A 19,714-nucleotide genomic window follows, 5' to 3' on the forward strand; every position below is an offset into this window, starting at 1 on the left:
CTGCGCGGGTCAGACGGTCTCGGAGCGCTTCTGCCGCGCGAACCGTGCAGGCAGGTCGGGTCCGTCCCACACCTGGATCGCGCGCCAGATCGACGCGGCGATCGGTACGGCGAGGATGGCGCCGGTGATGCCGACGAGCACCGTCCCCGCGGTCAGCGCGAACAGGATGACCAGCGGGTGCAGGCGCAGGGCCCGGCCCATGACGACCGGCTGGAGGAAGTCGCCCTCGAGCTGGTTCACGACGACGACGATCGCTACGACGATGAGCGCCTCGACCGGCCCGACCGCGACGAGGGTGACCAGGGCCGCGAGGATGCCGGCCACCGTCGCGCCGACCAGCGGGATGAAGGCGAGCAGGAAGACGAGCACGGACAGCGGGATGACGAGCGGGACGCCCACGATGGCGAGGCCGATCCCGATACCGACCGCGTCGACGAACGCCACGATCGCCGTCCCGCGCACGTAGCCGCCGAGCGTGCGGATGGTGGCGGAGCCGACGCGCTGCCCGCGCTCGTACCGGTGGCCCTCGAACGGCCGCAGCACGAACTCCCACATGGCCGGGCCGTCCTTCAGGAAGAAGAACAGGACCACGATCATGATGAAGAAGCCGGCGACGAAGTCGGCCGTCTGGGAGACACCCGCGAGGGCACCGGAGCCGAAGGTGTCCGACTGCAGCAGGTTCACGGCGGACTCGCGCACCGAGGCGATCTGCTCGTCGGTGATCTGGAACGGCAGGTCCTGGATGTAGGTCTGCAGGGAGTCGAAGCCGTCGAGCGCCTGGGTCTGAAGCTCGTCCCACTGGTCCACGACGGCTCGCACGACGAGCCACACGATCGCCGTCAGCAGCGCGACCAGGGCCAGCAGCGCGATCCAGGTTGCGAGCAGCGAGGGCAGACCGCGGCGGCGCAGCAGCGAGACCAACGGGTAGATCGCCGCCGCCAGCACGAGCGCGATGAGGACGGGGATGACGACGAGGGTCAGGCGTGTGCCCACGTACCCGAAGACGGCGATGACCGCCAGGACCGCGAGGACCTGCAGCGACCGTGTGCCGACGCGACCGAAGCCGTCGGACCAGAGCCGGGACGCGCCGCTCTCGGCGGGCTTCACGCGCCCGGCGGGCGGCTGGGCCTCGACGCTCGGGCGGGCGGGGCGCGGTGTACGGCGGCCGAAGAGTCCCATCGCCTGTCCTCCTTGTGCAGGATCCGGCGGACGCCGGACGTGCCGACCGTATTGCGATCGGGTCCGAGTCGCGCGGCGACCCGCCTGCTCTCGGCCATCCGACCTGGCGTCTTACGGCACCGACGTGCGGGTGGCGGGCCCCGCACTACGCTCCGACAGATGATCGAGCTCGAGAGCTCCGGGGGCCTTTTCGTCGCGCTCGGCCTCGCCACGCTCGCAGCCGCTCTGCTCCCGCGGGTCCTTGGCCGGGCACCGATCTCGATGCCGATGGTGTTTCTCCTTGCCGGTTTCGTAGGTTTCCTGCTTCTGCCGACTCTGCCGGACCCTGATCCGCTCGAGCACGGGACCATCGCCCTGCACCTCACCGAGATCTGTGTGATCGTCTCGCTCATGGGGGCGGGCCTCGCGCTCAACCGGCCGCTCGGATGGCGCTCGTGGTCGACGACATGGCGACTGCTCGCCATCGCGATGCCGCTGTCCATGCTCGCCGTCGGGCTGCTCGGATGGGCGGCTCTCGGTCTGGGGGCCGCGAGCGCGCTACTCCTGGCGGCCGCGCTCGCACCGACCGATCCCGTGCTTGCCACCGAGGTCCAGGTGAGCGAGCCCGTCACGGAGGCAGAGGCAGAGGACGACGAGGTCCGGTTCGCCCTGACCTCCGAAGCCGGTCTGAACGACGGGCTGGCGTTCCCGTTCACATACCTCGCCATCGCGGTGAGCGTCGCGGGCGTCCACCCGAGTGGCTGGGCCGCGGAGTGGCTTCTGGTCGACGTCGCGTGGCGGCTGGGCGTGGGCGTGCTCATCGGGATCGCCGTCGGCTGGCTGCTCGGGCGCATCTTCTTCTCGAAGGTCGGTGATCGACTGGGCCTGACCGAGAAGGCCGAAGGGTTCGTGGCGCTCGCGGCGACGTCCCTCGCCTACGGGGCCGCCGAGCTCGCCGAGGGGTACGGGTTCGTCGCGGTCTTCGTGTGCGCATGCACGGTGCGGACGGTCGAGCGCGAGCACAGCTATCACTCGGTGCTGCACAAGTTCGTCGAGCAGATCGAGCGCCTGCTGACCGTCGCCGTCGTCGTGCTGCTCGGCGGTGCCGTGGCGCGAGGACTGTTCGACGACCTGGGGTGGTTCGACGTCGGGCTGGCTCTCGTGTTCCTGCTCGTGATCCGGCCGCTCGCGGGCTGGCTCTCGCTCACGCCGGGGAGGACCGGTTCGAGGGACCGCGCGGTCATCGCGTTCTTCGGGGTGCGCGGCATCGGCACGCTGTACTACGTGGCATACGCCCTCGGACACGCGACTTTTCCCGGCGAGGGCCGGCTCTGGGGGATCGCCGGCCTGGTGGTCGTCAGCTCGATCGTCATCCACGGCATCGGCGCGACGCCCATCATGGCCGCACTCGACCGACGTCGATCGCGAGCCGCGCCTCAAAAGGACGAGACCACGATCGCGGAGACGCCGGTCTGAGCAGCACCAACCGGAGCGACGACCTCAGCCCAGAGACGCGTCACACCTGCATGTCGACGAACCGCTGGTAGTGCCCCTGGAACGCAACGGTGATCACGTCGGTCGGGCCGTTTCGGTGCTTGGCGATGATGAAGTCCGCCTCGCCTGCGCGCGGTGACTCCTTCTCGTAGGCGTCCTCACGGTGCAAAAGAATCACAACGTCGGCATCCTGCTCAATTGACCCAGATTCACGCAAGTCAGACATCTGCGGCTTCTTGTCGCTGCGCTGCTCAGCGCCACGGTTCAGCTGCGAGATGGCGATGACGGGCACCTCGAGCTCCTTCGCGAGCAGCTTGAGCGAACGCGAGAACTCGGAGACTTCTTGCTGACGCGACTCGACGCGCTTGCCGGACGACATCAGCTGGAGGTAGTCGATGACGACGAGCTTGAGGTCGTGCTTCTGCTTGAGCCGTCGGCACTTCGCGCGGATCTCCATCAGCGACATGTTCGGCGAGTCGTCGATGAACAGCGGGGCGTCCGACACCTTGCCCATGGTGGCGGCGAGCTTCTGCCAGTCGCCGTCGTCCATGTTGCCGCTACGCATCTTGGTCAGCGGGACCCGGGCCTCGGCCGCGAGCATACGCATGACGATCTCGTTGCGGCTCATCTCCAGGGAGAAGATGACGGAGGCCTGGTTGTGGTGAATGGCCGCATGAGAAGCGACGTTGATTCCCAGCACAGAGTTGTGGGTCGGGACCATCGACCGGCTCGCTAGGTACAGGTGCGATGGGTTCTCCACCTCGACACAGCGCACGGGCACCGATTCGATCAGCCGAACAGAGGCGACTCCGAAGACACGTGGCGCACCCTCATGTCCTGGGCCGATGGCCAGCTCAGTGCCACCACCAAGCTTTCCGGCCATCTCTTCGGTCGTCAGGATCTGGGCGTCTCCTGCCGCGCCGACCGCCCACTGGTGCTGAGCGTCCGCGACGATCACCGTGCCGTCGTCGAACTCCACCTCATAGCAAGGACGGCCCCGCATGACCTCGGTGGCCGCGACCACCCTGGTGGGAGTGCCGTCGGCAGCCAGGAGCAGGTCGCCGACGGCGACCTCGCCCATGGTCGTCCAGCCCGACGGCGTCGGAAGCGGTGTGTCGAGTGCCAGTGCCTTCCCGACAGCAGGTCGGGCCGCCACGACGATCATCTGGCCGCCGTGCAGGCCGTTCGTCAGGCGGTCGAAGTCCGAGTACCCGGTCGGCACGCCGGTGAGTCCCTCACCGCGGCCCTGGGCGGCGTCGATCTCGTCGAAGGTCGGCCCGATGATGTCGGCCAGCGGCAGGTAGTCCTCCGACGCCCGGCGCTCGGTCACCGCGTAGACCTCGGCCTGCGCGTTGTTGACGACGTCGTCGACCTCGCCGCCGTCAGTGGCGTAACCCATCTGCACGATGCGTGTGCCGGCCTCGACGAGGCGGCGCATGATCGCGCGCTCACGGACGATCCGCGCGTAGTAGCCCGCGTTCGCCGCCGTCGGCACGCCGGCCATGAGGTCGTGCAGGTACGGGGCTCCGCCGACGCGCGCGTGTTCGCCGCGACGCTGGAGCTCGGCGAGCACGGTGATGGCGTCGGCCGGCTCGCCGCGGCCGTAGAGGTCGATGATCGCGTCGTAGATCGCCTCGTGCGCCGGCCGGTAGAAGTCGTTGCCGCGGATCTGCTCGATCACGTCGGCGATCGCGTCCTTGGACAGCAGCATGCCGCCCAGCACGCTCATCTCCGCGGCGACGTCCTGCGGCGGGGTGCGATCGAGGCCCGGCCGTCCCGAATAGCTCGACTCCAGCTCTTCGACCGACATCCGCACCTCCTGCTTTCCACGTCTCATGACATCTTGGCGCACGCTGCGCGTACGCTCGACCGACGTCCTACATCTGTTCTACTCCTCGCCACCCACACGCCCCGGGACTTCGGGGCCGACACGCCTTTGTGTCGTGTGTGACAGCCTCTCCCCGGCTGGTCCGGCTACTGGGTCCCGCTGACGCTAAGCCCCTGCGGACCCGAACGCAATGAGACCTGTGGACGAGCCTGTGCACATCCATGTGGAAAGGTGGCCCAGGGCTGTGCACAGTGGGTGGACAACCCTGTCCCCAGCTGTGGATAACCCCTGTGTAAAACATCACCATCCCCTCTGACCTGCATCGACGTAACCCCCAGCCTGTGGAGGAAAGAAAGTTGGGCGAGCCGCGCCACACTCCGGGTTTTCGGCGGTCCATCGACCGGGAGATCCTCGCCCTTGCGGTACCTGCCCTCGGGGCGCTCGTCGCCGAACCCGTCTTCGTGCTTGTGGACAGCGCGGTGGTGGGGCATCTCGGCACGGCCCAGCTCGCCGGCCTCTCGCTCGCGAGCAACGTGCTCCTGACGCTCGTGGGGCTGTGCATCTTCCTCGCGTACACGACCACCGCGTCGGTCGCCCGGCTCACCGGTGCCGGCAAGGAGCGGGAGGCGCTGCAGTCCGGCATCGACGGGATGTGGCTCGCGCTCGGGATCGGCGCCGTCCTGGTTGCCGTCCTGCTGCTCGCCGCCCCGCTGACGGTGACCGCCCTGGGCGCGCACGGCGACGTCGCGCAGCATGCCGTGACCTATCTGCGCTGGTCGGCGCCCGGCCTCGCCGGGATGCTCGTGGTCCAGGCCGCGACCGGCGTCCTCCGCGGCCTGCGCGACACGCGCACCCCGTTGGTCGTCGCGGCTTCCGGCGCGCTGCTCAACGTGGGCCTGAACTTCGCGCTCGTCTACGGCGCGGGCATGGGCATCGCCGGTTCAGGCCTGGGGACGGCCATCACCCAGATCCTCATGGCGGTGGTGCTCGCGGTAATAGTGGTGCGGGGAGCACGGGCTCGCGGGTCGAGCCTGCGTCCGCACCGGGCAGGCATCCTCTCGGGAGCCCGGGCCGGCGTACCGCTGGTGATCCGTACCCTCAGCCTGCGTGCCGCGATCCTGCTCACCGTGGTCGTGGCGACCGATCTCGGCGCTGTCGCGCTGGCCGGGCACCAGGTCGTGAGCTCCCTGTGGGGACTTGCCGCGTTCGCGCTCGATGCGCTCGCCATCGCGGCGCAGGCGTTGGTCGGCCACGGGCTCGGCGCCGGCGACGTCGGACACGTGCGCCTGGTGCTGCGCCGCTGCCTGCAGTGGGGCGTCGGCGCCGGGGCACTGATCGGCCTGCTCCTGGCGGCAACCGGCTGGTGGATCGCGCCGCTGTTCTCGCCCGATCCCGACGTCCGCGTCGCGACAGCTCTCGGCATAGCCGTCTGCGGTGTGCTCATGCCGATGGCGGGCTGGGTTTTCGTGCTGGACGGCGTCCTCATCGGTGCGGGCGACGGCCGCTACCTCGCCTGGGCCGGCATGGCGACGCTGGTGGTCTACGTTCCGTTCGCGCTCGCGGTCTCCGCCTGGGGGCCCGACGGCGCACGGGGTCTCGCCTGGCTCTGGCTCGCGTTCGCCGGTGTGTTCATGGCCGCGCGCGCCGTCACCACCGGATGGCGGGCGCGGGGCGACCGCTGGCTGGTGACCGGGGCCTGACCGTGCGCCCCGACCTGTCCCTGACCCGCGCCTCAGACCCGCACCCTGAGCCGGTAGCCCACGCCGCGCACCGAGGCGACCTCCACGTCGCGGACCGGCGCCAGCCGCTTGCGCAGCCGCTTCACCGCCGACGTCACCGGGTCGGAGTCGCCGAGGTACGGCAGCTGCCACACGCGCGCCGTGAGCTCGGCGAACGACCAGACCCGGCCCGCCTCCAGGGCCAGGGTCGCGAGCAGGTCGAACTCCCGCGCCGACAGGTACACGCGCCGGCCCAGCGCGATGACCTCCCGGCCGGCCAGGTCCACGTGCAGCGGCCCGGCCACCAGTGGCTCCAGCGCCGGCGGGGCGGTCATCGGGATCGATCCGCTGACGGCGGGAGCACTGCCGCCCCGGTCCCGCACGGCACCGGAACCGCCGCCCAGGCCAGGCTCCAGGACCGAGCCGGTGGCACGCCCGGTGGCACGGGACGCCGAAGTGGCTGCCGCGTACCCCGGCTCCGGCCGGAGTGGTGCCGGGACGGCGGCGCGGACCACCGGCTGTGCCAGCACGCTGCCCGACGCCGGCCGGAACCGCCCGCGGCGTCCGGCGGCTCCGGCGTCGGCCATGCCGGGCAACGGCGCGGGTGAGGCCGAGGACAGCGCTGTCGACCTGCGCTCGGCCCCGACGAGCAGTGGGGCCTCGGTGAGGTTGTCGCTCTCGGGGAGCCGGTCGGTGGGGTGCTCGGGGAGGCGCCGGCCGTGGGTCTGGTCCTCCGTCGGGCCGGGATTGTCGTACCGCTCGGGCTGCGCGCCGAGGACGCGCGGGACGGCATCGGCGGAGCGCCGGGCCTCCTGGTTGCCGAGGACGGCGCGGGCGCCCTCAGCGTCAGGCGTGGCGAGCACCGTCGCCCGGCCACGGAGCAGATGGGCGATCTCGATGATCTGGTCCGATGGCAGGCCAACGCAGACGACGAGGCCGGGGGCGGAACCTGGTGCGAGGTCGAGCGTCATGTGCGTCACCCTCCGTGGATGGGGCCGTTCGGGTACTTACCGGGTGGAAACCAGCCAGCGAGCGGCCAGTTTGTCCTCGGCCCGTACCAATGAGGTCAATTTTTCGTTACCTGCGCGTTGCGTGCCGGAAATGACACATTCCCGCCCGGGTGGCATCTTTATGCCACGAACCACCCGCTAAGGGTGAATTTCGATCGCAACCGGGTGAAGTTTTGCCAGGGCTGTTGACACGGGCGGTCGCTCCACCCCGACCGTGTTTTGACCGAGAAGTGACCTACACCTGACCGTGAACGGACCTTGTTGCCCTGACCTGCGCGAACCACGGTTAGGGATGGCCCACGACCGTGGTCCGTCCAAGCGCATCCGGAGTCGTGGATGCGCCGGGTAATGGAGGGTTCATGCATCGTCGAACTGCTCTCGCGAAACGCTCGACAACCGCCACAGCGGTTTTCGCGCTTGTCGCGACATCAGCGCTGAGCGTCGCCCCGGTGGCGTTCGCAGGAACGTCCCCGGCCACAGCGGCGACAACCACGAAGGCTGTGGCGGCCGACCCCGAAGACAAGTTCACCGACTTCGCGAGGGAGATGCTGGCGGAGCGCAAGACTGCCGACTTCTGGGTCGAGATGGCCGACGAGGCGGACCTGACCGACGCCCGGGGCATCACGAACTGGGACGAGCGGGGGCAGCGGGTCTACGACGCCCTCACCAGCACCGCCGAGACGTCCCAGGCGAGCCTGATCAAGCAGCTCGACGCCGCCGGCGCCGACTACGAGAGCTACTGGATCAGCAACCGGATCCTCGTCCAGGACGGCACGCTCGCCCTGGCCGACAAGCTCGCGAAGAGCGGCGAGGTCCAGCGGATCAGCGAGACGGTGCAGCTGAACCTGGTCGAGCCGGTCAAGCGGACCGACGTCAGCGACAAGGGCACCCTTGCGGTCGAGTGGGGTCTGGACGCCATCAACGCGCCAGAGGTCTGGGAGATGGGCTACACGGGTGAGGGCATCACCGTGTCGAACATCGACACCGGCGCGCAGTACGACCACCCGGCCCTGGCCGACCAGTACCGCGGCAAGCAGTCCGACGGCACGGTCGTGAACGACTACAACTGGCAGGACACCTCCGGCTCGGCCGAGCTGCCGTTCGACGACAACGGCCACGGCACGCACACCATCGGCACGATGGTCGGCGACGACGGCAACGGCAACCAGATCGGTGTCGCTCCCGGCGCCGACTGGATCGCCACGAACGGCTGCGACAGCTGCTCGGACGCCGCCCTGCTCTCGTCCGGGCAGTGGATAGTCGCCCCGACCAAGACCGACGGCAGCGACCCCGACCCGTCGATGCGGCCCAACGTCGTCAACAACTCGTGGGGCCTCACCGCCGCGGGCACCATCGACGACTGGTACACCGACACCACGGAGGCCTGGGAGGCCGCAGGCATCTTCGGCACCTGGTCCGCCGGCAACTCCGGCCCCGGCTGCACGACGACGTCGTCCCCCGGCGCCAACACCGGCTCCTACTCGGTCGGCGCGTTCGACGTGAACGGCGCCATCGCCGGCTTCTCGTCCCGCGGTGCCGGCGAGGACGGCCTGGTCAAGCCCAACATCTCGGCCCCCGGCGTGAACGTGCGCTCCTCGGTCCCGGGTGACGGCTACGCCGCCTTCAACGGCACGTCCATGGCGGCCCCGCACCTCGCCGGCGCGGTGGCCCTGCTGTGGAGCGCGGCCCCCGCCCTCATCGGTGACATCGAGGGCACGCAGGCCCTGCTCGACGAGTCCGCCGTCGACACCAACGACACCACCTGCGGCGGTACCGCCGACGACAACAACGTGTGGGGCGAGGGCAAGCTCGACGTCGCCGCACTCATCGACGCCGCGCCGATCGGCGCGACCGGGTACGTCAACGGCACCGTGACCGACGCCGCCGGCACCCCGATCGCCGGGGCCGACGTCACGGTCGACGGTGAGCGCGACCGCACCGTCAGCACCGACGAGGACGGCACCTTCAGCGCGCGCGTCGCCACCGGCGACTACACGGTGTCCGCGTCCGCCTTCGGGTTCCTGCCCTCGACGCCGGCCCCCGCCGTCGTCACCGAGGACGGCACCGTCGACGTGCCGATCACGCTCGAGGCCGCCCCGTCGCACGCCGTGACGGGCACCGTCACCTTCGCCGGGTCGGGCGACGCCGTGGTGGGCGCCCCGGTCAGCCTCGGCAGCCACTTCGAGGACACCACCACCGGCGCGGACGGCACCTTCGCCTTCGCCGACGTCCCCGAGGGCACCTACCCGCTGACCGTGGAGATGGGCGGCTGCGCCTCCTCCTTCGAGGCCGACGTCGTGGTCGACGGCGCGAAGGACGTGCCCGTCGAGATCACCGCGGTGACCGACGACTTCGGCTACTCCTGCGCCACCTCGACCGGCGACTACCTGCAGGGCGACACCAAGACCTCGCTCACCGGTGACGACGTGCAGACGTCGCTCGACCTGCCCTTCGAGTTCCCCTTCTACGGCGAGGGCTACGACACCGCGTTCGTCACGTCGAACGGCCACGTGAACTTCCTGGCCGGCACGACGAGCTACGCGAACGGTCCGATCCCGAGCAGCGCGGTTCCCAACGCCGCCCTGTACCCCTTCTGGGACGACCTGCTCATCGACGCCGAGTCGGGCCTCTACACGGGCACGACGACGGTCGACGGCGAGGACGCGTTCGTCCTCGAGTGGCGCAACGTGCGCAAGTACAGCCCGGCCACCGACCGCCTGGACTTCTCGGTCACCCTCGTCGCCGACGGCACCGTGCTCTTCGGCTACGGCGACGTCAGCGACACCGACACCGCCAAGGGCAACTCGGCGACGGTCGGTATCGAGAACGCCACCGGCACCGTCGGCATGCAGTACTCCAACAACACCCCCGCGATCTCGTCGGGGCTCACCATCACCTACACCGCCCCGGTCCTCGCGTTCCTCGAGGGCACCGTCACCGACCTCAACACGGGTGACCCCGTCGAGGGCGCGTCCGTCACGGCGACCGCAGAGGGCGTCACCCGGACCGCCACGTCAGGTGAGGACGGCACCTACTCGGCCATCGCCCTCCCCGGCGACTACACGGTCGAGATCACGGCGCCGGACTACGAGTCCGAGTCGGGCACCGTCACGCTCGAACCGGAGGGCACCGGCACGTTCGACGCGGCGCTCGCCGCGGGCAAGCTCGCCGTCAGCACCGGTTCGATCAGCACCACGCTCCCCCTGGGCAGCTCCACGACCAAGCGGTTCACGGTGAAGAACGAGGGCACCGCGCCGGCCGACGTCGAGCTGGTCGGCAGCGGTGGTGGCTTCGACATCCTGGGCGCTGAGGGCGCCGCCGTCATCCAGCACCCGCAGGGCGAGGCGACCGTCGCCAAGTCCACGAAGCCGTCGGCGAAGGTCGGCGGGTCGCTCGGTACCTCGGGTACGCGGCTCCAGGCCGCGGGCAAGGGGACCACGGGCAAGGTCGTGACGCCGGAGTCCATCCCGGTGTCGCCGAACGCCACGACCATCACCCACTCGACGTCGCAGGAGATCGCCGAGCTCAGCTCGGCCTCGTGCGGTGGCCTGGCGGGGACGACGGAGAACCACTTCTTCCGGACGTTCACGCTGAGCGACTTCGGCATCGACGGTGACTTCGACGTCTCGGAGGTCTCCTTCGGGGTGGAGCAGGCGACGGCGCAGACCCTGACCGTCAAGCTCCACACCCTGGACGGCGCACTCACGTTCGCCAACCTGACGCAGATCGGGACGGCTGACATCGCCATCCCGGCCTCGACCCTGACGATGATCTCGGTGCCCGTGACGGGCGAGGTGCCGGCCGGCTCCACGCTCGTCGTCGAGATCGTCTCGGCCAACCAGCAGGCGACCGGTGGCGTCTTCTACATCGGGTCCAACGGTGCGGGTCAGAGCGCGCCGTCGTACCTCTCCGCCACCGACTGCGCGCTCCCGGAGCCGGCGACGACGGACTCCATCGGCTGGCCCGACATGCACATCGTCATGAACGTCTCCGGTGACACCGCCGGCGGCGGCAGCATGGACTGGGTGACGACGACCCCCGCCGAGTTCACGCTCGCACCGGGTCAGAGCAAGACCATCACCGCGGCCCTCAACGGTGTGGTGGCCCAGCCGGGTACGTTCACCGGCTCGATCGTCGCCGACGCCGCGACGCCCTACGACGCCCCGTCGGTGGACGTGTCCATGAAGATCAACCCGCCGAAGAGCTGGGGCAAGCTCTCCGGCACCGTGGGCGGCTTCACCCCTGACGGCGTCGTGTCGCTCGGGGACTCGGTGGTCCAGCTCAACGGCCGCTTCTCGACGGTCACCCTGGTCACCGGGGCGGACGGCAAGTACGAGTACTGGTTCGACAAGTCGGAGCGCAAGACGCAGATCATCGCAACGGCCAACGGGTACGTCCCGCAGGTCGGCTCCGCGAAGGTGACGGCGGGCACCAACGTCGTGACCGACTTCGAGCTGGACCCGCTCAAGTAGCCGGTCCCGTCACGCCGAAGTAGGACTGCAGCCCACCCCGACGCGGGGTGGGCTGCAGTCCTGTGTCGCCGTGGCTCTACCTCGGTGGGTCAGCGCTCGATGTCGCCGCGGATGAATGCCTCCAGCTGGGCGCGGCCCGCGGTGTCCTCCATCTGCACCGGCGGGGACTTCATGAAGTAGGTGGCCGCGGACAGGATCGGGCCGCCGACACCGCGGTCCTTCGCGATCTTCGCCGCGCGCACCGCGTCGATGATGATGCCCGCCGAGTTCGGGGAGTCCCAGACCTCGAGCTTGTACTCCAGGCTGAGCGGCACCTCGCCGAACGCACGGCCCTCGAGGCGCACGTACGCCCACTTGCGGTCGTCGAGCCACGCCACGTAGTCCGACGGACCGATGTGTACGTTGCGGTCCTCCTTCTTGCCGGCGAGGGCGCCCGTCAGGTTGGACGTCACGGCCTGCGTCTTGGAGAGCTTCTTCGACTCCAGACGGTCGCGCTGCAGCATGTTCTTGAAGTCCATGTTGCCGCCGACGTTCAGCTGGTACGTGCGGTCCAGGACGACGCCGCGGTCCTCGAACAGCTTGGCCAGCACGCGGTGCGTGATCGTCGCGCCGACCTGGGACTTGATGTCGTCGCCGACGATCGGCACGCCCGCGTCCTCGAACTTCTTGGCCCACGCGGGGTCGGACGCGATGAACACGGGGAGGGCGTTGACGAAGGCGACGCCGGCGTCGATCGCGCACTGCGCGTAGAACTTGGCGGCCTCCTCGGAGCCCACCGGCAGGTAGCACACCAGCACGTCGACCCGCGCCTCGCGCAGCGTGGCCACGACGTCGACGGCATCCTTCGTGGACTCGTCGATCGTGGCGCGGTAGTAGTCGCCCAGGCCGTCGAGCGTGGGGCCGCGCTGGACCGTGACGCCGGTCGGCGGCACGTCGGCGATCTTGATGGTGTTGTTCTCCGACGCGCTGATGGCCTCGGCCAGGTCGAAGCCGACCTTCTTCGCGTCGACGTCGAATGCCGCGACGAACTCGAGGTCCGACACGTGGTAGTCGCCGAACTGCACGTGCATGAGGCCCGGGACGGTACTCGCCGGGTCGGCGTCACGGTAGTAGTGCACGCCCTGAACCAGGGACGAGGCGCAGTTTCCTACGCCGACGATGCCCACGCGGATGGAGGTCATCCTCGCTCCTTCTTCGTTTGGTCTTGCTGCGATGGGCGGGGCGGCGCCGCAGCACGACCCCGTTCCGTGGAGATGAGGCTGTCGAGCCAGTGCACTTCGCGCTCGACCTTCTCGAGCCCGAACCGCTGGAGCTCGAGCGCGTACTCGTCGAGCCGTGAACGCGGGTGCGCCGCGGCCTGGCGGTACGCCTCCAGTCGTTCGGTCAGCCGGGTGCGCCGACCTTCGAGGACACGGAGGCGGGTCTCGGCGTCGGTCTGCCCGAAGAGCGCGAACCGCACGTCGAAGTTGTCGTCCTCCCAGGCAGCCGGGCCGGCGCTGGCCAGGACGGCGTGGAGGTGCTCCTTGCCCTCGGCGGTCAGCTCGTAGACGACCCGGCGTCGGCCGAGGGGCTTGGGCTTGGTGGTGCGGCCGGGTATCACCGGCTTGGTCCTGCGGGGCGGGGCCGGCGGCGGGTCGCTCTCCGTCGTCGCGATCAGACCACGTGTGACCAGGGCCTTGAGAGCTGGGTAGAGCGTGCCGTAGGAGAAGGCACGGAACGAGCCGAGCACAAGATTGAGGCGCTTACGGAGCTCGTACCCGTGCAGCGGGGACTCGTTGAGCAGGCCGAGGACCGCGGTCTCCAGGACGTCGGATCGACTGCGCACGGCGGCCTCCTTCCCGAGCTCGACCCCGATCTTCCGGTCGAATCCATTCCCGATCGACGACTCGATGTATCGAGTCGATACATCGAGAGAATAGGCACGCGGATCATGGTGCGCAATCCGCCGCTCCGGTGCCGTCGCCCTCAGTTCGTTAGTGGATGAAATGTGAAGCGGGGGCAGACGGACTGGGCTGACCCTGGGGGAAGTGTCGGTGTGCGGGTTCGGGGAGCAGTTTCGGGCTGTTAGTGCATGCGGGTGATCCCCTATGGTTTCGGTTTGTCCGCCGTGGCAAGTCTCGACCGCAGGCGACGGGCGCAAGTCGAACCGAGGAAGAGGCTGACGTGTCCAACTGGAGTCCCCCTCCGATCTGGCCCCACACTCCCCGACGGCGGCAGGGAATCTGGAACTACCCCCGCCCCTACCGCACCGGGCTCCGTGCGTGGGTCCCGTCGTGGCGGGTCGTCGTGGGCACCTTCCTGACGGGCACGTCGCTCGTGGCCGGTGTCCTCGTGGCCGGTTGGCTCGGGTGGGACGTTCCGGCCGAGAACCCGGACGTCGGATCGCAGACGACCACCGTGTACTACTCCGACGGCACGCCCATCGGAAAGTTCGCGGCCCAGGACCGCACGATCCTGTCGCTGTCCGACCTGCCGCCGTACATCGGGCAGGCGGTGATCTCGTCGGAGGACTCGAAGTTCGAGAGCCACCCGGGTATCGACCCGGTGGGCATCGTCCGCGCGGCGCTCAACAACCTCACGGGCGGTGCGCGACAGGGCGCCTCCACGCTGACACAGCAGTACGTCGAGAACACCTACTACGTGGCGGGCCAGTCGAGCTACGCCGACAAGCTCCGCGAGCTGGTGCTGGCGCTCAAGGTGGACCGGGACAAGTCGAAGGACGAGATCCTCGAGGGGTACCTCAACACCATCTACCTGGGCAGAGGCGCCTATGGCGTCGAGGCGGCGTCCAAGCAGTACTTCGGGCACTCGGCCAAGGAGATGACCATCTCCCAGGCGGCCTTCCTCGCGGGCATCGTCCCGAACCCGACCTACTGGGACCCCCGGCAGGGCGAGGGCGCCCAGCAGCAGGCCGAGAACCGCTGGAACCGCACCCTGAACCTGATGCTGGAGAACGGCTACATCACCGCGGAGGACCGGAACAGCGCACAGTTCCCGGAGCTCCAGGAGTACAAGCAGGGGTCGGGCGACAACCGGACCGCGTACCTGATGGAGCAGGTGGCGAGAGAGCTCGCCCAGCCAGGTTCCAACGGCACCGTCATCTCTGAGGACGATCTGACGAAGAAGGGCTACGAGATCCACACGTCGATCGACCGCAAGATGCAGGCCGCCGCCTACGAGACGATGGAACTGCCTGAGGATGCCGGCAAGTTCACCCGTGCTTCACTGACGTCGATCGACCCGCAGACCGGCGAGATCAAGGCTATGTACGGCGGGCGGAACTACTCGGAGTACCCGACCAACGCCGCGACCTTCCGGGCGCAGGGCGCCTCGACCTTCAAACCGTTCACGCTGATCGGGGCGCTGCGGGAGGACATCCCGCTCACCAAGAAGTACGACAGCACGGACGGTATGACCATCGAGGGCTGGAAGAACGAACCCGACGGCCCGGACGTCCCGCTGAGCAACTTCGACAACAAGTCGTACGGGTGGATCGACCTCGCGGACGCGACGGCGCAGTCGGTCAACGTGGTGTACGGCCAGCTCAACAAGGAGATCGGGCCGGACAAGACGGCTCAGGCCGCCTACGACCTGGGCATCCCACGACCTGACGACAACGAAGAGACGAACGACTGCTGCGTCATCAGGAACAACCTGGCGAACGTGCTCGGCACGGACTACGTGACCAACGTCGACCTCGCGCACGCCTACTCGACGATCGCCGCGCAGGGCTACCGCACCACGCCGCACATGGTGACCGAGGTGAGGGACGGTGACGGCAACCTCATCGACGAGGGTGAGACCGACCGCGAGCAGGTGTTCGACGAGGACGTGATGGCCGCCGCGACGTACGCGCTGGAGAAGGTGGTCCAGGAGGGGTCCGGCGTGGAAGCGCAGAAGCTCATGGGCCCCGACGGCGTGACCTCCCGCCCGGTGGCGGGCAAGACAGGCTCGTCGCAGCAGACCGAGTCGGCATGGTTTGCCGGCTTCGTGCCGCAGCTCACCACCGTGGTCGGGCTCTACCAGTACGACACGGACAAGAACACCTACGAGCAGGTTCAGCCGTTCGGCGGCTACGAGTGGATGACCGGTGGTTCCTGGCCCGCCAAGGCATGGACCGCCTACATGAACAAGGCGACCGCGGGCATGGAGATCGAGGAGTTCCCGGAGTACGTGCCGCCCGCCCCGGAACCGGAACCCTCGCCGTCGTCCTCCCCCTCGGCCACCCAGTCGGAGGAGCCGGAGGCTGAGATGGTCGTCGTACCCGACAACCTCGTCGGCGAGCAGTACCCCAACGCCGTCTCGGCGCTCGCGGGTCTAGGGCTTGTGCCCGAGCCGGTGGAGGTGGACAGCGACCAGCCGGCCGGCACAGTGCTCGAAGTGGCCCAGGCCGGCCAGGAGGTCGAGGTCGGCACGACCATCCGCGTCCAGGTCTCGAACGGCTCCGCCGTCGAGGAGGAGACCACCACGGTGCCCTGGGGCCTGACGAACCGGGATCAGGGCTCCGCAGCGGGGCAGCTGGAGTCCGCCGAGCTGACGCCGGTCGTCCAGGAGCAGGCGTCCGACACCGTGCCGGAGGGCCGGGTGATCTCGGTCAACCCCGGCGAGGGGTCGGAGGTGCCGGTGGGCAGCGAGGTGACGCTCGTCGTCTCGACCGGGCCCGCGGAGGGCGGCGGGGATCCGTCCGATGATCCTTCCGATGATGGGGGCGGGATCTTCGGGTAGGTCGTGACCTGCGGGGACGGGCTCGGCCGGCGCAGGTCGAGCCCGTCGTCGGGCCGGGTGAATTGCGGTTGATACCGCCGCTTGAACACGGTGCGTACACAGAGAAACCGCGTTTGTACTACTTGCCGCGAACATCGATCCTCTATCGTTTCCTCGGCCCAGTGCGATCACTGGACCGATACGAGGAACGAGGAAGACGTGGCGAACAGGAGTCCATCTCCGATCTGGCCGCAAACTCCCCGACGACGGCGGGGTGTCTGGAACTACCCGCGGCCGTACCGCACGGGGATCCGTGCCTGGGTCCCGTCGTGGCGAGTTGTCGTCGGCACCATGCTGACCGGTATATCGCTCGTGGTGGGCGTTTTCGTGGCCGGGTGGATCGGCACCCCGATTCCCGAAGAGAACGCCGCCATCGGTTCGGAGACCACCACCGTCTACTACGTGAACAACCGGGTGATGGGTACGTTCGCGGCGGTGGACCGCACGATCCGCACCCTCGACGAGCTGCCGCCGCACGTGCCCGCGGCCGTGCTCGCGTCCGAGGACCAGAACTTCGAGAACCACTTCGGTGTCGACCCTCTGGGCATCGTCCGTGCCTTCGTCAGCAACGTGACCGGCGGTACCCGGCAGGGCGCGTCGACGCTGACGCAGCAGTACGTGGAGAACACCTACTTCGAGCCGGGCCAGACCTCCTACGCGGACAAGTTCCGCGAGATCATCCTGGCCGTCAAGGTGGACCGGGAGAAGTCGAAGAACGAGATCCTCGAGGGCTATGTCAACAGCATCTATCTGGGCCGCGGCGCCTACGGGTTCGAGGCTGCCGCGAAGGCGTACTTCGACAAGCCAGCGGCTGAGCTGACCGTCTCGGAGACCGCGATGCTGGTGGGGATCATCCCGTCGCCGTCGTACTGGGACCCGCGCTTCGGCGAGGGGTCGCGCGCCGTCGCCGAGCAGAAGTGGGCTCGTGTCCTGCGGAACATGGCCGAGCAGGGCCTCATCACCCAGGAGGACCGCAAGTCGGCCACGTTCCCCGAGCCGATCGAGTACAAGCCGGTGTCGCGCGCCGGCCAGGTGGGGTACCTGCTCGAAGAGGTCCGCAAGGAGCTTGCCGCGAGGTCGGACCTCACCGAGGAAGATCTCATGAAGGGCGGCTATGAGATCCACACCACCATCAACCCGAACTGGCAGAAGGCCGCGGTCGAGACGGCGCGGACCATCCCGTACGAGGGTGAGGGCGCCGCATCGAAGGAGCTCGGCGTCTCCATCGTGTCGGTCGACCCCAAGGACGGCGCGATCCGCGCACTGTACGGCGGCGCGGACTACGCGGAGAAGCAGTTCAACGCAGCCACCGACGGCAAGGCGCAGGGCGGCTCCACGTTCAAGCCGTTCACCCTGATCGGCGCGCTCGAGGAGGACCACGAGCTCAACGAGTACTACACGGGAAACAGCCCGATGCAGATCGACGGCTGGACGGAGCTGGTCGACGGCGTCCAGAAGGAGAAGGAGCTCACCAACTTCGGCACCGAGCCCGGCGGCGAGTCGTTCGGCGACATCGACCTGATCGACGCGACGGCGAACTCGGTGAACACCGTCTACGCGCAGCTCAACGTGGAGATCACACCGCAGAAGACACAGGACGTCGCGATCCGGGCGGGGATCCCCAAGGGGGACACGAACGACACGCTGTCCAACGTGCTGGGCACCTCCACGGTGCGCGCTGTCGACCTGGCGGGTGCCTACGCCACGTTCGCCGCGATGGGCACCCGGACTACGCCGCACATGGTCAACTCCGTGAAGGACGGCGAAGAGGTCCGCTACGAGTGGGAGGGCGTGCCGGAGCCGAACATGATCGATCCCGAGGTGATGACCAAGGCCACCTACGCGCTGCAGCAGGTGGTCGAGAAGGGTTCGGGCAAGCCGGCGCAGGAGCTCCTCGGCCCGGACGGCAACCCGCGTCCGGTCGCCGGCAAGACCGGCTCCACCAACGACAACTATTCCGCATGGTTCGCCGGCTACATCCCGCAGATCTCGACGGTCGTCGGCCTCTACCAGATGACGCCCGACAACAAGGGACAGGCCACCATCACGCCGTTCGGTGAGTGGGCGGGCGGCAACCTGACCGGTGGCACCTGGCCCGTCCAGGCGTGGACCGAGTACATGAACAAGATCACTGGGAACATGGAGGTGGTGGACTTCCCGGACTACGTGCCGCCGCTCCCGTCCCCCTCGCCCACGCCGACGCCGTCGCCGACGCCCACCCCGGACGCCAAGGTGCTCGTCCCGGTCGGGCTCGTCGGGCAGCAGTACAACGGAGTCGCGGCGGTGCTGTCCGAGCTGGGCCTTAGCCCCATGCTGGTGGAGGTCGAGAGCGATCAGCCCGTCGGGATGGTGATCTCGGTGCAGCACGAGGGCCAGGAGGTAAATCGGGGTACGGGCATCCGGGTCCAGGTCTCGACCGGACCTGATGAAGAGATGACGAAGGTGCCGGGCGGTCTGGTCGGCGGCGACGAGAACAACGCCAGGAACCAGCTCCGGAACGCAGGGCTCCGGCCCGCCATCCAGTACCAGCCGTCCGACGACGTCGAGCGGGGCGTGGTCATGCAGGTCAACCCGACCGAGGGTACGGAGGTGCCCGCCGGTAGCCCGGTGCAGGTGATCGTCTCGTCCGGATCGGGCGACATCGGATTCCCGACCGGCGAACCGACGGGCGGTGGCGGCGGCGGGAACGGCGGCGGTGGTGGTGGCGGTGGCGGTGGCGGCGGAGGCGGCTAGCGCTCGTCCTTCCGGGACCCCGTGACCGAGGGGCCGTCTCCAGTCGGAGGCGGCCCCTCGGCCGTCCCGAGACCGCCGAGACCTCGGGTGTGAGGGGACTCTCGGCCGTTCGATTCCACCGTCGTCCACATGGCGGGTAGTCTTGGCCCTTGCTGTGAACCCTCCTGTCACGGAACGACCGTGACCGCTGAGACCAGAGGAGGTGGGTATACACATGCGTCAGTACGAAATGATGGTGATCCTTGACCCGGAGGTCGAGGAGCGCACCGTTGCCCCGTCGCTCGACAAGTACCTGTCGGTCATCGCGACCGAGGGTGGCTCCGTCGACAAGGTGGACATCTGGGGGCGCCGCCGTCTGGCCTTCGAGATTCAGAAGAAGTCCGAGGGCATCTACGCCGTGGTCGACTTCACCGCGACGTCTGCCACCGCCAAGGAGCTGGACCGTCAGCTCGGCCTCAACGAGGTCGTGCTCCGGACCAAGATCCTGCGCACCGGCGACAAGTGAGTCGTCCGAACTGACCCCTCTTCGCCCGCGCG

Annotated in this window: 11 protein-coding genes; 6 read left to right on the plus strand and 5 right to left on the minus strand. The window is 68.8% G+C overall.

Going from position 1 to position 19,714, the window contains the following annotated elements; translation table 11 throughout:
- Positions 1–9 precede the first annotated feature (9 nt).
- Positions 10–1,179 (minus strand): AI-2E family transporter, encoded by a 1,170-nt coding sequence (locus tag ACQEVI_RS12075; protein ID WP_432898748.1) that lies wholly within the window; start codon positions 1,177–1,179, stop codon positions 10–12.
- A 159-nt stretch (positions 1,180–1,338) separates the two neighbouring features.
- Here ACQEVI_RS12075 and ACQEVI_RS12080 point away from each other — a divergent pair, with 159 nt between their 5' ends.
- Entirely contained in the window at positions 1,339–2,634 is a 1,296-nt protein-coding gene (locus ACQEVI_RS12080) for a cation:proton antiporter (RefSeq protein WP_432898750.1), read from the plus strand.
- Between the two features lie 40 nt (positions 2,635–2,674).
- Here ACQEVI_RS12080 and dnaB read toward each other — a convergent pair whose 3' ends face one another.
- Positions 2,675–4,462 (minus strand): replicative DNA helicase, encoded by a 1,788-nt coding sequence (gene dnaB, locus ACQEVI_RS12085; RefSeq protein ID WP_432898753.1) that lies wholly within the window; start codon positions 4,460–4,462, stop codon positions 2,675–2,677.
- 374 nt (positions 4,463–4,836) lie between these two features.
- Between dnaB and ACQEVI_RS12090 the strand changes: the two genes are divergently transcribed.
- Positions 4,837–6,180 (plus strand): MATE family efflux transporter, encoded by a 1,344-nt coding sequence (locus ACQEVI_RS12090; protein WP_432898755.1) that lies wholly within the window; start codon positions 4,837–4,839, stop codon positions 6,178–6,180.
- A gap of 32 nt (positions 6,181–6,212) precedes the next feature.
- On the opposite strand, the gene ACQEVI_RS12095 is transcribed toward ACQEVI_RS12090, so the two are convergent.
- Positions 6,213–7,169: a winged helix-turn-helix domain-containing protein gene (locus ACQEVI_RS12095; protein WP_432898758.1), complete on the minus strand. Its 957-nt coding sequence runs from the start codon at positions 7,167–7,169 to the stop codon at positions 6,213–6,215.
- 488 nt (positions 7,170–7,657) lie between these two features.
- Here ACQEVI_RS12095 and ACQEVI_RS12100 point away from each other — a divergent pair, with 488 nt between their 5' ends.
- The gene (locus ACQEVI_RS12100; RefSeq protein WP_432898761.1) at positions 7,658–11,680 is read left to right on the plus strand and encodes a carboxypeptidase regulatory-like domain-containing protein; all 4,023 of its coding nucleotides are present in this window, start codon (positions 7,658–7,660) and stop codon (positions 11,678–11,680) included.
- 89 nt (positions 11,681–11,769) lie between these two features.
- On the opposite strand, the gene ACQEVI_RS12105 is transcribed toward ACQEVI_RS12100, so the two are convergent.
- Together ACQEVI_RS12105 and ACQEVI_RS12110 are read right to left on the minus strand one after the other, a co-directional pair.
- Entirely contained in the window at positions 11,770–12,861 is a 1,092-nt protein-coding gene (locus tag ACQEVI_RS12105; RefSeq protein WP_432898764.1) for an inositol-3-phosphate synthase, read from the minus strand.
- Positions 12,858–13,505, minus strand: coding sequence for a PadR family transcriptional regulator (locus ACQEVI_RS12110; RefSeq protein WP_432898768.1), 648 nt, complete (start codon positions 13,503–13,505; stop codon positions 12,858–12,860). The genes ACQEVI_RS12105 and ACQEVI_RS12110 overlap by 4 nt, the downstream gene beginning before the upstream one ends.
- 338 nt (positions 13,506–13,843) lie before the next feature.
- On the opposite strand from ACQEVI_RS12110, the gene ACQEVI_RS12115 reads away from it, so the two are divergent.
- From ACQEVI_RS12115 to rpsF, 3 genes are all read left to right on the plus strand, one after another.
- A complete protein-coding gene (locus ACQEVI_RS12115) occupies positions 13,844–16,405 on the plus strand; it encodes a transglycosylase domain-containing protein (protein ID WP_432898771.1) in 2,562 nt (853 codons plus the stop codon).
- Between the two features lie 330 nt (positions 16,406–16,735).
- On the plus strand, positions 16,736–19,177 hold the full coding sequence (locus ACQEVI_RS12120) for a transglycosylase domain-containing protein (RefSeq protein WP_432898774.1): 2,442 nt from the start codon (positions 16,736–16,738) through the stop codon (positions 19,175–19,177).
- Positions 19,178–19,391: 214 nt separating this feature from the next.
- On the plus strand, positions 19,392–19,682 hold the full coding sequence (gene rpsF, locus ACQEVI_RS12125) for a 30S ribosomal protein S6 (protein ID WP_432898777.1): 291 nt from the start codon (positions 19,392–19,394) through the stop codon (positions 19,680–19,682).
- The last annotated feature ends 32 nt before the right edge of the window (positions 19,683–19,714 follow it).

The sequence above is a fragment of the Promicromonospora sp. CA-289599 genome (assembly GCF_050936155.1).
In the GTDB taxonomy this organism is placed as follows: domain Bacteria; phylum Actinomycetota; class Actinomycetes; order Actinomycetales; family Cellulomonadaceae; genus Promicromonospora.